The following is a 14,919-nucleotide window of genomic DNA, read 5'->3' as shown; positions in this document are numbered from 1 at the left end:
TACTTTGACTCAAGTTGTAAATATACATAATCTTAATTTTAAATTTTAACTTCAACCTTCAAAGTTCTTTTAAATAATTAAAAAGGATTCTAACTTCAAAAATCACAAAACTTCTTCTTTTACTTTTAATATATATAATTACTCAAAATAAAAGTAAAAACGCTCTAAAAATCATTCTGGACAATCTGGAGTGATTTTTTATGTATCTAAGATCTTCCAATTTTATATTGCCAACAGTTTTTGTGATTACAGTAAATAAGAAATCAATAAAGAAAGGATTGATTGTAATGCAAGTAATTTTTAAAGCTCATCGTTTTTCAGATAATCCGATAGCATTGATTATATGCTTAATAGTATTTTTACTTAATTGTTATGCAGCTTGGAAAGTTTTTGAAAAAGCTGACGAAGAAGGTTGGAAAGCTATCATACCTATTTATAATGCTTATATATATCAAAAGATTACTTTTGGTGACAGATATGCTTGGACTTTTATTTTATTCTTTATTCCATATTTAGGACTTGTCTTTGCGTTGTATTCTTTATATGAAATGTATAAGAAATTCTTCTTTACAGACTTTGGAGCAATCCTAGGAGCTTTCTTCCCATATATTGCAAATTTGTATATTGCTTTTAATGATGATTGTCATTTTTCAGAAAGAAATACATTTTTAAATGATTTTTTAGATAAGTAAATATACTTACAGCTAGGTTGAAAAACCTAGCTTTTTTTTATTTAAACTCATAGTTAAAAGCTTATTGACTTTATTTCTTTAAATAAGTATGCTTATATTAAGGTCTACACAAGGCTAAAAATACAAAAGTAATGCAATATAAAAAATACATAGGGAGAAGTTATTAAATGAATAAGTTAAGTAAAAGAATAATAATCTTATCTATGATTCTTATGTTATTAACAACTGCTTGTAAAAAAGATAAAAAACTTGCAGAAGATAATAACAATCTTAGTAATATCAATGTAGAAGAACCAAAAGAAGAAAATTACAATTACGATGATGAGGAAAACAATTCAGAAGAAAATAACGAAAATAACGAGAATAACGAAGAAGAAAACAATACTTCTAGTGATGATTATGTTCAAGTGAAAGATGTTAAAGGGATTGGGCTGGGAGATTTACATCTTGCTTTAATAGGTAAATCTATAACTGTAAATGGTCAAACTTTTAAGTTGGCTAATTATTATGATATTTCTTCAGTTTCATTTATAAATAAAAATGTCGATGAACAAGCTGGAACTGAACATTCACTTGTAGAACTTGAGATCGTACATCTAAACTCCAAGTTAAGAGGTAATGTGAATGTAGATTTAGTTTATGATAGTGGCGAAGATGAATGGAAGGTAACAAACCTAAAAGCTGACGGCCCATTCACAGTTAAGGATGGCGAAAATGCAAGTCCTGATTTTGAAAATGTAACATCAATACTTCAACAAGTAAAAGATAGTGCAAAAAATGAAGATCCTAATGATGTAGCCTACCAAGATATATTAGACTTACAAATTAAAACTCAATCAGTTAAAAGGGGTAGTAATACGATGACTTATATTTTTGATTTTGATACTAAGGCTGCAAACAGACTAGCTCCAAAGATTAGTAAGACTTTAACAGTTGTATTAAAGAAAGATAGTTCAGGCTTATATACAATACAATCAAAAAATATGAAGTTTGACATACCAGCAGATTATATGAATAGAAGATGGTCAGGAACTTATACTTATGCAAATCGTGAGTGGGGAGGCCTAGATATTACCATAAAGAACTTTAACCCTAGCAACGGAACATTTACAGGTAGTGTATTTTGTGGAAGATCAAGAACTGGAAATGAACAATCTTACAATATCAAAGGAACTCTTGACGGCAATCTTAATATAAACATCCAAGGAACAGATTGGATTATATATTACCCAGATGATACTTTCCTAGATTTGTCAGGTAAATTAAATATTTATAACTCAAAGATTGAAAGAAAATCCAATGGAAGTAATGACAACTATTTTGTTGAAAGAACTGAAAGTTTCTAAAGAAAATATAAAACTAAGCAGCTAGATGAAAATTCTAGCTGTTTTTTTTATTAAGATTTTGGACAAGTTAGTTTTCAAACCCCAATCTTCAACTCCCAATCTCAATGTTTTTCTTATTTTTCTTAAATTCTGATTTTATATCACCAATGTTATTTTTTATACTCTTAAATCTCAAGTTTATAATTAATTTCCAGCACCCCATCCTTCAACCCCCAATCTCAATCTCTATTTTTTTTGTTTTAACCCCTCCTTCAACAAAAACCTCTGTCCTTACTTAATCAAAAACTAATCTCCAGAATCCTTTGAGGGGTTGGTGGAGGTAAAGGGAGGGGTAGGAAAGGTTAGCTTTTCTTTTATGTAGATTCTAGTATAATTAAAATATTAAGAATAAAGGAGAAATATATGAGAAAAGCATTTTTAAAACTTACTACAGGTATTCTCTTGGCAACTAGCTTAGTTGTTCCAGTCTTTGCCAAGGATATTAGCATTTTGATTAATAACAAGGAAATAACTACAGTAGACAGACCTTATATCAAAGAATCCAGAACTCTAGTACCGATTAGGGTTATATCTGAAAATCTAGGTATTGCCGTTGATTGGGATAATAACAATAGACAAGTAATCTTAAACAAGGGAGATAGTAAAATTGCCCTACCAATCGAAAAAAACTATTACTTCTTAGATGATAATAAGATTACAACAGACATTTCTGGTGAAATTAAAAACGATAGGACTTATGTGCCAATTAGACTAATTGCTGAACTTTTTGATAAAGAAGTCGGTTGGAATAATGATACAAAATCAGTTCTTATTAATGACAAGGGTACAAGCCAACCTATAAATCCAACCAAAAGCACAAATAACTTTGAACAAGCTAAAGTAGTTCGTGTAGTTGATGGGGATACGATTGTTGTAGATAGGGGTAGAGGAGAAGAAAAGATAAGATTTGTATTAGTAAATACCCCAGAAACAAAACATCCAAAGAAGGGTGTAGAATTTTATGGTAAAGAAGCCTCTGATTTTACTAAAAATGCCCTAAGTAACAAGACAGTTTACTTACAAAAAGATGTGTCAGAAACAGATAAATATGGCAGACTTTTAAGATATATCTGGCTTGAAAGACCAACATCAGATGAACCTAGCAACGAAGAAGTTAAGACTAAATGCTTTAACGCTATCTTATTAGCTGGTGGTTATGCCAATGTTTCAACTTTCCCACCAGATCTTAAATATGTAGATTTGTTTAGACAAATTGAAAGAGAGGCTAGGGAAAAGAACTTAGGCTTATGGTCAAATGGACAAGCTCCAGAAGTAAAATCTGAGCCTTCAAATAATAATAAACAAGTTAGTCAATCAATTAAAAATACTGGTGAAAAAGCATACTCGCAAGCAAATGGTAGAATTATTGCTAATAAAAATTCAGGTGTATATCATGTACCAAGTGGAAGGGATTATAAAAAGGTAACCCTTAGAAACGCTGTATTCTTTGACACAGAAGAAGAAGCTAGGCAAGCTGACTTTAGACCTGCCAAGAATTAAATTAAATAACAATCTGGTAAATTATCACATCTACCAGCAAAAAGAAATGAGGCAGACCTGTTTAGATGAAAAACATCTAGGTGGGTCTTTTCTTTTTGCGATTTATCTTGACTGAAGTTTATGAAGATGTTTTAGCTGCTTTCTGAGATAGCGTTTACATTAAGACTTGTCTTAAAAGTTAGAATTTATGATCAAGAAATTAGCTCACCGTGCCAGGAACACTTTGATTTAGTGTGCCGTCTATTAAAAATACAGAAAAAACAGACAGGGAATAATCCTGTTTGTCTGCCTTTGTGGTTAACCTGTTTTATATTTTGGTTGACTAGTAAGCAGGGCTTCAGATTGCATATCAAACCAATCAAACAAAAAAGAAGGCAAGCCTAAATAATTTTAAGCAAGCCTCCTAAATTACTTCTTTTTTGCAGTAAATGTAAGGCAGAGGTTTATCATTTTTACCAATATTTTTGCAATTATCAAAGATTACTTTAACTAGAAAGAAATAAAACTAGGTGTAATACAAAGAAAGGAGTAACAAAATGAAAATTAATGTTATGCAAAAAGTAGAAGTTGATATACCTAAAAGTGTCCAACCTCTTTTTGAAAATTCAAACACACTATTAACATTTCTTCAGTATGAGGAGATTCGATCTATTAGAAATATAATTATGAGAATCGCTGACGACTATAACCTAAATACTCTAGTAGATTATCGAATTTTATCTGAATCTTATTGGCTAATTTGGGCTTATAAGAATAAGGCTTTTGTTAATAGCTTGAATTATTTCAAAATGCTTGAAGAATTGCAGGTTATGTTAGAAAAATTAATTAGCAAAATTTAAGTAGGAGGACATTTTATGCCAAACAATTATAGTTTTCAAGAATTAGTAAAAATAGCTCAGGATTTGAGAAAAGAATATCCAAAAGGCACAAAAGTTAGACTTGTCAGAATGGATGATCCTCAAGCTCCTCCAATCAATACGATTGGAACAGTTCGAGGCGTAGATGATATGGCTTCAATTTTAGTCCAATGGGATAATGGCTCAAATCTAAATGTTATTTATGGTGAAGATGTAGTTGAAAAACTGGGAGGATAATATGCAAGACAAAAGTAGACAAAATGAAAATCAAGCTTTTATCAAATATCCAGAAAACATTAGTATAGAAGATTTAAGGGCGATTAGTATAGTTAATAAAATCTTTTTAAATCAAATGGAAATGGATGAGATGTTTAGAAGAAGAACAAAAATTGTTCCAGAAAATATGGAGGCTAACAATGACTAAAGATAAGTTTCAAAAAGAAGTAGAAAATCTATACAAGATTTTTGATGATGAAGTAATGAAAAGTGATTTTTATGATTTATTATCTCGTGGAGGTTTAATAGGATCTTTTGAAATGCAATTTATAAATATGTTTCAAGATCAACTTGAAAGGTTGCAAGATCTTGTAGATGACTATTTATCCTCTGATAATTTAGAAAATCTTGGGGAACAAGAAAATGAGTAAATCTTTTAAAATCAATGTCTTGGTTGATATTGGCGATGATGAAATAGTCGAATTAGCTGACAATTTAAGCCAAGAAGAAGTTGAAGAAGAACTTTGGGAGTATATCAAAGACCGACTTGATTGGTCTTATGAACAAATTAATTAGGAGGTACATTATGCAAATTACAATGAAAGACATTATAGACGAAGGTTTTGAAATTATTGAAGAAGTATATGGAGCAAATGTTGAAGCACCCGTAAACTTAGATGACATCCAAGATATGTCTTTAGATTCTTTTGAAGAAGGATCTTATGATATAAAAATGGATGAACAAGAGGTATATACTGATAACTCTGATACATTATTTTCAGTATATCTAAAGGGTGAAAATGTGCTTTTATCCACAACTATGGGTCGAGTAAAAATATATCTTGAAGAATATTTTGAATCTAAGGAATAAGCAATATAGATTTTAAAAGTAGGAACAGGGTTGCTTAATAAATAATTAAGTTATTAACAACTTCCTACTTTTATAGTATTTGAGGAGGATATAACAATGACAAAAATAGATAATTGTATTTTAGAAACTAGGGATGAACTATTTAGTTTTGAAGATTATTCAACTTTAATGCAAGCACTTGGGTTAGGATACACCATTACTATTGATAATGGTTTGGCGAAAATAAAAATCTTTATGGATAAAGATTATAACCTTAAAGGATTAAATTTGAATTTTCCTCACTTACCACCATATAACTATAATGAGGAAATGACTTTTCCTAATGTTATATTAGGTGTTATTCCACAACTAAAGAAACAACCAGCGATTGATTTTCCTAACACTTTTAAAAATAGATGGGAAGAATTAAAAACTCAAACACTAGATACAGTTCATTTTAACAGATGTAAATAATTAAACAGGAGGACACAATGAGCAAACAAAATATCCGACACTTTATAGAGATTAAAGATGACAACAAAACAATTTATAGAAGGCGAATATTTAATAGAAATATTGTAGCTGATAAGGAGTTTTATGAAAATTTAAACTTAAATATAGATTGGATGGAAGGTAAATTAGAAGAAACCGAAATTTCTTTACTAAATTTCATGACAGAATGGTGGAAATTTATAGATAGGATTACAGATAGAAATAGCCTAATTCAAGATTTAGACTTTCTATTTGCAATTAAAGATAATAAATCACTATATTCTAATTTAGTTTTCCAGAATCATACAATGATTAATCAATTCTTTTTAGTTATGGATGACTTGTTAAAATTCACACTAGAATATGATGAAAAGACTTTATGTGAAAATTATAAACTCTATATAAGTGTTAATAATTAAGGAGTAAAAATATGCAATATGAAGCAAAAGATGTTGCAAAATTCATTGTGAATTATGCTAACAGTAAAGGCAAGTTTGTAAACAATACTATGGTAAATATTATACTTTATTACCTTCAAGGGTTTTCATATATCTGTTACAACAAACCTCTTTTTCAAGATGATTTTGAAGCTTGGGCTTATGGGCCAAGAATCCCAGAAGTTTATACTCTTTTTTCCATGTTTGGACTAGAAAGGGTTAGACCATATAACGATGTATGGGATTTAATCTTCTATAACAAGGTAGAAAATATTAACTACAGAAAGGGATTCAGTAAAAAAATAGCTGACTTTTTAGAAGTTAATGTAATCAATCTCTTACAATACACTTCAAGTGAGTTAGTAACATCAACTTGGAAGAAAGGAACAGCCTGGGAGCAAATATATGAGGATGGACATAAAAATATCATACCAAAATCTGTTATCAAAAATTATTTTATATCCAAGGTAAGTTAAGGAGGCAATTATGCAAAAAGAAATTTGGAATGAATACACAGATCAAGAAGATAGGGAAGAAATCAAAAAAACTTTAAACACTTTTAATAGAGTCATTGACGATTTACTAATATTAAATGACGAAGATTATATTTGTAATATTCTTCAAGCTAGTCCTACAGTTAAAAAGAAATATAACACATTCATTAGAAAATATGGCGATTTAGCTGATCTTTCTACTGAATTTGAAATTATGCGAAATATCCTCTTTGGAGGAAATCTTGACTGGGAAGAAGTAAGTAAAACTCTATAATAGTTTAATTAGCACCTTTAAGGGTGCTTTTTTTAATGTCTGCCGACCCTATCCTTCAACCCCCAATCTCCCTCCTACCTTAGAACCATCTGCCAACTCCCATAGGTGACACAAACAGAAACTTTTAGGGGTGGGTTTGGTAAAGATGGGATATTGGAAACATTCTAAGAGATTACATATTATAGAAATTTAGAAAAATAGTTGTTAACAAGTGAGAAAAATTATTAAAAAAAACATTAGGAGGAACTTTATGAGCAACAAATTAAGTGGCAGGCAAATTTTATTGTCAATGATTGAAAAAGAAGGATTTTCTATTACAGAAAACACACACTATACACTTATTCAGAAACCAGTTATTTTATCTGGGGTTAAATCAACCTATACTTTGGAAGATTTAGAAAATAGCAATATATATCTAACAGATGAGTCAAGGCAAGTTATTGACTACGATAACGCTGAAACAACTTTTACACTATCAAAATATGGTGAAGAAATTTTATCGGTTTGTAGTCCAGAAGAACTTTATGACTATTTTGAAAAATATTTTGATGAGAAATAAGTCGGCGTAATTAAAAAGGCTAGTAAACAAGTAACTAAGGTAGAGAACAGGAGTAATAATATGGCAAATGATTGTAGTTTTGATGTAAGACTAGTAGGTAAAGAAGAAGAAGTAAGAGAAGTAGCTCAATATTTCTTTGAATATTATTCTTATGAATTATTAGATTGGCAAAAATTTAATGAAAGCATACAAGAATTTTATAAAGAAATAGGATTAGTACAAACTAATAAGATTGTAAATGTATCAATGAGTATGTATTCTATTGCTTCAGAAATTGTGAAGTTAGATCTTTTTAAGGACATCACTAGAAAAGCTGATGCCTTGAAGATTATAAAAAAGTTTATGACAAACAGACTTAAAGAATATAAACACGAAGATGATTATAGGGAAAGTAAGAAGTTATTTAGCCAAGAATGGAAGAAATTTGAAAAAGGTTTTAAACTAAAGGAATTTAAGAAACTTTTAGTGATTACTGATGAAGTAAAAGAAAACCTACCAAAGGCACCTCATTTTTGGAGAATCTTTGATGTGGATGTAGCAGATACAGACTATAATAAAGACGGAACTTTTTCTATGACCCTATTTGGATCTTGTGCTTGGAGTGCAAGTTCAGCTCTTTTATATGAAGGATACTATGAAGATTGGAAAAGCTATGAAGGACAAGATTGGTTTAAGGGAACCTGTCTTGAAAATGTCCATGAAAAGTTTCCAAGCTTAAAAATGAAAATATTTTCAGAAGAATGTGGATGTTCATTTTCAGAACATATTAAAATGGATGAAAATGGCATTATAGAAGATGTTGGAAATTTAGTAGCCACTTATTATGAAAGTGTAGAAGAAGCTAAAGAAGATGGCTTTGAAATCACAGAGGAACAAGTAGGAGATTATATCTACACAGAACTTCCTGATTGGTTTTATCCAACAGACTTTAATAGATCTTATGAGTTTGATTGGTCGTTTTAACAATTTTTTAAATCGAGGGTTTTAAACTCTCGATTTTTTTACATACAATTAGATTCTACATTTACTGTAAAAAAGAAGGGTTATAGACAATCTAGGCAGGGCTAAGAGATGCTCTGCCTTCTTTTTTAGTTTTATTAAAAGGGCTTAGGAGATTAAACAGACTTGTTTGAAAAGTTATATTATATAAATCCCCTGTCTTTATAGATTCATTATTAATTTATATAACTCTAGCCCCTGTGCTAAAGCATAGGTTTACAGTCTTATTTTTTGTTTTCTCTGTATCTTCTGTTTTTTCTGCGTATTCTAAGAATCTTTCAAACCTATTGGGTTTTAGATTGGGGCAGGTAAGGGTGGCAAAAAGCCAGCAGGTCTTAGTCCACAATCCTAAATCTTTTTTCCCTGCTTTTTGCTGGTAGATGCCTTTCATATTTTCAAAGAAATCCTCTTGATTACAAAGAACATAAGAAAAGAACTAAAGTTGAAAAACAAATAATTAGGAGGTAGTAATATGATTACGATTCAATCAGGGAATGTTAGGTCTTATCTAAAGTGTAAAAAGCAATTTTTATTCAAAACTTTATCTGAAAACAAGTATATTACTAATAATATGCTACTTAGAAAGGTTGTAGGTAAAAAGTTAACTGACTTAGATAAAATCCAAGAAGTTGTGGCAGAAAAATTTGAGCTAGGCTCAATATCCAATTTGTATGTAAGCCAATTTTTGCAAAACCTTGCTGTGAGGTATTATGACTATTTAGATACAGTAATTTTAGACAAGAACAATAAGATTATTGCTCAAGATAAAACTTTTGTAACTAATATAAATGGTCATATTTCAAGTTCAATTAAGGTAGACTACATTATTGAAGATAAGCACGGAGATCTTATTGCATATAAGATATATGCTAAGAAATCACCTTATAACAAGTCTTTTAATAATGGAGAAAAGTCAATTTATAGACAAGATGTAGACGGATTCTTATTAAAGCAAGTTTTAAAGGAAAACTTTAAAGAAGATTTTGATAAAAAGGGAATAAGCTTAAAGTTTATATACTTGATAAATTCTACAGAGTCAGAAAAGAATGACAAAATCAATAAGAACAAATTAAATGTTGTTCAATATGATTTGTATGGAAATCTTTATGATGTAGGAACACAAGCAATTGTAAATCAACAAGTAAAAGATTTGGAAAAAGAACTTAGAGATGAAAGTGAACTTGAACCAAAGGCTAGATGTATTGATTGTAAATATAAGACAAGTTGTCCTACTTTTTCAAATCAATCAGTAGAACTTCAAGAAGAAGAAGCTACAGAAGGTCAAGGCTCAATTGTTCAATATACTCCAAATCAGCTAGAAGCAGTTTTAGGTGATAAGGCAGGCATTTACAGAGTTGTAGCAGGCCCAGGAGCAGGAAAAACTAAGGTCTTAGTTGGCAAGCTAGTCAATCTATTATCCTATGGAATAGATCCTAGCGAAGTTTTATTCTTAACTTTTTCTAATGCAGCTAGTGATGAAATGAAAAGTAGAATCATTTCTTCGATTGCTGAAGAAAATTTAGATGAGGACTTAGATATAGACAAGTTTAATATCTCAACTATTCACGCTTTTTGCTTTAATATAATCAAAAAATATTATAAGGAATTTTACTTTGACAAGGAACCTACAGTTTTAAGTCAAGAAAAGAATTATGAAATAATAGAAGGTTTATATAATAAGGTAAAGGCAAACTTAGTTGACGACCCTAGTAAAGCAGGTATAGGTAAATACTATTTCTTTGAAGAATTAAAGAAAGACCTATTTGCTAGTGAATTTTCTTCTAATGCCTTTAATAGGTCAGGTGGTCTTGTTAAATTTATAGAGATGACAAATCTTTATATGTCTATCATAGATTCAACTCCAAGATATATAAGTCAACAAGGAGCTGTAGACCAACTATTAAAGGTCTTATTTAACAAAATAAGTGAAAAGTATGAAAACCAAAGACAAGAATACAAAGCCTTTTGTGGTACTATAGAACAAATTTGTGTAATATATTACAACATTCTTTTAGAAGAAGGTCTTATATCTTTTGACAGTATGATTCCTAGGGTTAGTAATTACTCAAGATTATTAAATGATATGGATAGAAAATATCCAGAGGCCTTTAATTTCAAGTATGTCTTAATAGATGAATCTCAAGACTGTTCTGAAGAAGATTTAAACCTTGTCAATAGTATTATTCAAAGCAAGGACTTCTATCAATTATTCTTAGTTGGTGATGAAAACCAAAGAATCTATGATTTTAGAGGTGCTTGTAGTAAATCTCTCAAGGAAAAAGATTTAATCCTATCAAGAAGATACAAGAGAACTACTATACAAGGATTAACAGTATTAGAAGAAATAGAACCCTTTAAAGTTCATTACATCTACTTAAATCAATCCTTTAGGTCTACTCAAACTGTCTTAGATGAAGTCAATACCCTTGCTCAAAACTCAACTTATCCCTTCGAGGATTACAAAGAACTTGAATCCAAAATGAAGGACAATCAAGCTGAAATTGAGATTATGCAAGACTTTGACGGCATAACTCCTTATTCAATGTCTGTATTAAGTCAAGGTATCATAGTTAACTATGGTAAAATCTTTAGAATCTGCAAGGATTTAGAAGATAAGGGGTTAACAGAAGTTGAATTTAGGGGTCAGTTGACAAGTCAAATTAAGGACTTGGCTGAATCTTCTAAAGATATAAACGAAGTATTTCTATATAGGCTCCTTGGATTTTTATTAAAGCACTATGATAAGTTAAATAGAACTGCTATACTTGCAAGGTCTAAGAGAGAGCTTGATATAATATCAGAAATCTTAACTATGATGAAGATTCCTTATAAATCAAACTATTCACAAACTATAGACAGTCTAGCTGGCTTTAAAACTTTATTTGGTCTTATGTCTATTTTAAAGGCTCTAAAAGAAGATAAGGAAATCCCAGATTTATCTGCTCTTGTTTCTATTCTTTTAATGGAAGATGAAATTAAAGATATAGAAGAAGATAAGGATTTAGATTATTTTAGAGAAAAAATAGATGAGAGAGTAAATGAGTTGAAGGTTAGGGTTGCTAAGGAAGATTTGAAGTCTATATTACTGGAAGTTTTGATGGGGGAAGATAAGTTGAAGGTATGGGTTGATATACTAAAAGATGACGAAGATTTGACCTTTGATGAACTTTACAAGAAATATGCGACAATAGATAAGTATGGTAGCGATATGAGTATTGAAACTAAGGATAATGGAGCATTGAATTTACTAACAATGCACTCATCCAAGGGTCTTGAATTTGATTTTGTCTTTGTAGTAGCTAAGTTAGAAAAAGCTAGTGCTAGTCATTTTTATACACTAGACATTAGTGCAGAAAGAGATAATTTAAGACTATTATATGTTGCTTTATCTCGTGCAAAATATGGTTTATATTTATTAGGACTTAGATAACAGGTACTAACAAAAAAGAGTAGAGGATTAGCTAGGGCGACCAGCCTTGGTTAGTCCTCTTTTTTGTGCTTATTTTGATATGCACTAGATTATGCACTTAAATCAGGCTGAATCAAGGATAGCGTTTACATTAAGACAAGTTTTAAAAGTTAGAAAAGCCTCAGCATAAATTGGCTCGCCGTGCCAGGAACATCTTGATTTAGTGTGCCGTCTAATAAAACACAGAAAAAAACAGACAGTAAATAAAAATCAAATTTATATCAAAAACAAAAAAAACAAAAAAGAAGGCAATCCTAAATAATTTTAAGCAAGCCTCCAAATCTACTTTTTTGCAGTAGATGAAAGGCAGATATTTATTGAATTAATAAAGATTACCACAATTACAAAGAAAAAAAATAGGCGAAACATATTAAACAGGAGGTAGTATTATGCAAAAAGTTTGGAAAGCAAGCAGTAATGACAGATATTCAGGAAATCCAAAAGATTTGGTAGACCTTATTTTAGACTATCATCATATCAAGGATAAGGATAAATTTTTAAAAGGAACTATTGAAGATTTATCGGAATTTGATATAGCTGATTTGGATAAGGCTTTGGATATTATAAAAAGTCATAAGGAAGATTTGATTATCCTAATGACAGATTATGATGTTGACGGCTGTATGTCTGGAGTAGTAGGTTATAAAATGTTAAGTGAGTTGGGTTACAAGGTAGAAATAATGTCCAACAATAAGTTTAAAGAAGGTTATGGTTTAAAAGTTGAAAATATAGACCGAGCCATTGATAAGGGTGCAAAACTAATTATCACAGCTGATAATGGGATAGCTGCTTACGAGGCTTGTGAATATGCACAAGGTAAGATTGACTTAATTATTACTGATCACCATGAGCCAATTCCTGATAAGTATAAAATTCCTGCGAAAGCAGTTTTAGACTTAAAGTTAAAAGAAAATGAGAACTTAGTTTTTAGGGAATTATGTGGTTGTGGCGTATTGTGGAGGATTTTAAGCAATCTTTACAATGAAAAGAAAGAGGCTTATAAGTATTTGGGATATGTTGCAATAGCAACTGTTGCAGACTTTGTTCCTCTTATTGATGATAATAGGATACTTGTTAAAGAGGGTTTGAAATTAATAAATGAAAACCCACCTTTAGCCATAGAGTGCTTTAAATCCCTACTAGGAATTAAAGAAGATATTGATGAGGGAATAATTGGTTTTCAAATTGCACCAACTATAAATGCAGTCACAAGAATGACTGGATCTATTGAAAAGGCAATCCAAGCCTTTATTTCTGATGATGAAGAAGTTATAAAAAGCAATATAGCTTACTGCATCAATGAAAATCAATTAAGAAAGCAACTTGTTTTAAATATTATGGATTTAATGCAAGATGATACCTATGTAAATTCTAAAAATCAAATCATTGTCGAAAAAATTCCTTATGAATCTAGCTTAGAAACATCTGGAGTTGTTGGTCTTGTTGCAGGTAAAATCAAAGACTTAAATCAAAAACCAGCTATTATATTTGCTGAAGCAAGTAATGGCATTATGTCAGGCTCTGCCAGAAGTGTAAATGGATTTAATTTATTTAACTTTTTACATGACTTACCTGATGATTTGTTTGTTAACTTAGGTGGTCACGCTATGGCAGCAGGGATGAGCATAAAAGAAGAAAACTTTAAAAAGTTACAGGAAGAAATTTATAAGAAATCATTAAATTTTGATTTCAAGCAAGAATTGAATTACTTAATTTACTTAAAACCAAGTGAAATTAATATTGAATTAATTAAAACTTTAGAGTCTTTAAAACCTTATGGAGCTAGTTTTGAAAAACCTGTTTTTAGGGTAGCTGGCAAACCTCAAAGAATTATGACTTTGGGTAAGGAATCTCAACACTCTAAGATGATTTTCTCAAATCTTGATATTCTAGCTTGGAATATGGCTAAAAAAATGGAAAAAGAAAATATAAATGAATATATTGATTGCCTTGGAAAATTTTCAATTAATTCCTTTAGGGGAGTAGATAAGGTAAACCTTACAGTTGAAGATATAAAGAGAGTAGATTTTAGTAAAAGAATGTAATTTAAGAGTAGGTGTGTAAGACACCTACTTTTTTAGTATGACGGGCATGTTCTAATGCTGGGGTGAAAATCCCTACAGAGCGTAGTTACCGACGAATCTAATAGCGACTTGCAAGTTTTAGATGGTGACATCTAGGAGAGAAGAAGCAATAGCGAAATCGTGGCTTGACGAACAGGAACAGAATATAAGGCGTAAAAGGTGGGCAAGTTAGCAAAAGGTAACAAAGACCCGAAAGACAACCGTAAACCCAAGGCGTAAATTCTGCAAGTAAACGATGAAAGTATTAGGACTTATCCCGTGAGGTCTCACTAGCGAAACAGTAGTAACAACTAATAGTGAGAAGTCAGCAGAATCCATAGTAGCGAGGAAGTTTTTGTAATGGAAATGGAGCGAAGGGAGGAACAATATTTATTGTAATATTTGAAAAGGATGAACTATGACTTGATGGAATACAAGGAATGACGTATTCATTCCTAAAGGTTCGGATACAAAAAGAATAAAGTTAAATAGTTTCATCAGAAATAAACAATATGATACAAGAAAATATTGAACCGCCGTATGCCGAACGGCACGTACGGGTGGTGTGAGAGGGCTATTTATTTAGCCCTACTCGATTATTATTCTTATCTAAATATTAAGATAAAAAAACT

18 protein-coding genes are annotated in these 14,919 nt (G+C 30.6%); 17 read left to right on the top strand and 1 reads right to left on the bottom strand.

Translation table 11 applies throughout. From position 1 onward, the window contains the following. Positions 1 to 200: 200 nt before the first annotated feature. From BIV18_RS10200 to BIV18_RS10135, 15 genes are all read left to right on the top strand, one after another. Positions 201 to 692, top strand: coding sequence for a DUF5684 domain-containing protein (locus tag BIV18_RS10200; RefSeq protein ID WP_083635602.1), 492 nt, complete (start codon positions 201 to 203; stop codon positions 690 to 692). Positions 693 to 859: 167 nt separating this feature from the next. Next, on the top strand, positions 860 to 2,038 hold the full coding sequence (locus tag BIV18_RS10195) for a hypothetical protein (protein WP_075660518.1): 1,179 nt from the start codon (positions 860 to 862) through the stop codon (positions 2,036 to 2,038). A 402-nt stretch (positions 2,039 to 2,440) separates the two neighbouring features. After that, positions 2,441 to 3,577, top strand: a complete 1,137-nt coding sequence (locus BIV18_RS10190; RefSeq protein ID WP_075660517.1) for a stalk domain-containing protein — start codon at positions 2,441 to 2,443, stop codon at positions 3,575 to 3,577. A gap of 536 nt (positions 3,578 to 4,113) precedes the next feature. Then, the gene (locus tag BIV18_RS10185; RefSeq protein WP_075660516.1) at positions 4,114 to 4,416 is read left to right on the top strand and encodes a hypothetical protein; all 303 of its coding nucleotides are present in this window, start codon (positions 4,114 to 4,116) and stop codon (positions 4,414 to 4,416) included. A 15-nt stretch (positions 4,417 to 4,431) separates the two neighbouring features. After that, the gene (locus tag BIV18_RS10180) at positions 4,432 to 4,671 is read left to right on the top strand and encodes a DUF4314 domain-containing protein (RefSeq protein WP_075660515.1); all 240 of its coding nucleotides are present in this window, start codon (positions 4,432 to 4,434) and stop codon (positions 4,669 to 4,671) included. A gap of 1 nt (position 4,672) precedes the next feature. Then, positions 4,673 to 4,858 (top strand): hypothetical protein, encoded by a 186-nt coding sequence (locus BIV18_RS10175; RefSeq protein ID WP_075660514.1) that lies wholly within the window; start codon positions 4,673 to 4,675, stop codon positions 4,856 to 4,858. Then, positions 4,851 to 5,081 carry a hypothetical protein gene (locus tag BIV18_RS10170; protein WP_075660513.1) on the top strand — a complete coding sequence of 77 codons (231 nt, stop codon included), beginning with the start codon at positions 4,851 to 4,853 and terminating at the stop codon, positions 5,079 to 5,081. Before BIV18_RS10175 ends, BIV18_RS10170 begins: the two co-directional genes overlap by 8 nt. Next, positions 5,074 to 5,226, top strand: coding sequence for a hypothetical protein (locus tag BIV18_RS10730; RefSeq protein ID WP_178385807.1), 153 nt, complete (start codon positions 5,074 to 5,076; stop codon positions 5,224 to 5,226). Before BIV18_RS10170 ends, BIV18_RS10730 begins: the two co-directional genes overlap by 8 nt. Positions 5,227 to 5,236: 10 nt before the next feature. Beyond that, positions 5,237 to 5,521 carry a hypothetical protein gene (locus BIV18_RS10165; RefSeq protein ID WP_075660512.1) on the top strand — a complete coding sequence of 95 codons (285 nt, stop codon included), beginning with the start codon at positions 5,237 to 5,239 and terminating at the stop codon, positions 5,519 to 5,521. Positions 5,522 to 5,617: 96 nt separating this feature from the next. Then, entirely contained in the window at positions 5,618 to 5,974 is a 357-nt protein-coding gene (locus BIV18_RS10160; protein WP_075660511.1) for a hypothetical protein, read from the top strand. A gap of 17 nt (positions 5,975 to 5,991) precedes the next feature. Beyond that, positions 5,992 to 6,411, top strand: coding sequence for a hypothetical protein (locus BIV18_RS10155; RefSeq protein WP_075660510.1), 420 nt, complete (start codon positions 5,992 to 5,994; stop codon positions 6,409 to 6,411). 11 nt (positions 6,412 to 6,422) lie between these two features. Next, a complete protein-coding gene (locus BIV18_RS10150; RefSeq protein WP_075660509.1) occupies positions 6,423 to 6,905 on the top strand; it encodes a Panacea domain-containing protein in 483 nt (160 codons plus the stop codon). Positions 6,906 to 6,915: 10 nt separating this feature from the next. Continuing rightward, the gene (locus BIV18_RS10145) at positions 6,916 to 7,197 is read left to right on the top strand and encodes a hypothetical protein (protein WP_075660508.1); all 282 of its coding nucleotides are present in this window, start codon (positions 6,916 to 6,918) and stop codon (positions 7,195 to 7,197) included. A 250-nt stretch (positions 7,198 to 7,447) separates the two neighbouring features. Then, positions 7,448 to 7,756 carry a hypothetical protein gene (locus BIV18_RS10140; protein ID WP_075660507.1) on the top strand — a complete coding sequence of 103 codons (309 nt, stop codon included), beginning with the start codon at positions 7,448 to 7,450 and terminating at the stop codon, positions 7,754 to 7,756. Positions 7,757 to 7,816: 60 nt separating this feature from the next. Continuing rightward, positions 7,817 to 8,719 (top strand): hypothetical protein, encoded by a 903-nt coding sequence (locus BIV18_RS10135; protein ID WP_075660506.1) that lies wholly within the window; start codon positions 7,817 to 7,819, stop codon positions 8,717 to 8,719. Between the two features lie 217 nt (positions 8,720 to 8,936). Here the strand turns inward: BIV18_RS10135 and BIV18_RS10130 are convergent, their stop codons facing one another. Then, entirely contained in the window at positions 8,937 to 9,146 is a 210-nt protein-coding gene (locus BIV18_RS10130; RefSeq protein WP_075660505.1) for a hypothetical protein, read from the bottom strand. 81 nt (positions 9,147 to 9,227) lie between these two features. On the opposite strand from BIV18_RS10130, the gene BIV18_RS10125 reads away from it, so the two are divergent. Further along, a complete protein-coding gene (locus BIV18_RS10125; protein WP_075660504.1) occupies positions 9,228 to 12,185 on the top strand; it encodes a UvrD-helicase domain-containing protein in 2,958 nt (985 codons plus the stop codon). 428 nt (positions 12,186 to 12,613) lie between these two features. After that, complete coding sequence (locus BIV18_RS10120) at positions 12,614 to 14,269, top strand: single-stranded-DNA-specific exonuclease RecJ (RefSeq protein WP_075660503.1); 1,656 nt, start codon at positions 12,614 to 12,616, stop codon at positions 14,267 to 14,269. The last annotated feature ends 650 nt before the right edge of the window (positions 14,270 to 14,919 follow it).

Source organism: Peptoniphilus grossensis, from assembly GCF_001940285.1.
GTDB classification, from domain to species: Bacteria; Bacillota; Clostridia; order Tissierellales; family Peptoniphilaceae; genus Peptoniphilus_A; species Peptoniphilus_A faecalis.
The sequence above is the reverse complement of the archived record's forward strand: the minus strand, read 5'-3'. Positions and strand labels throughout refer to the sequence as shown.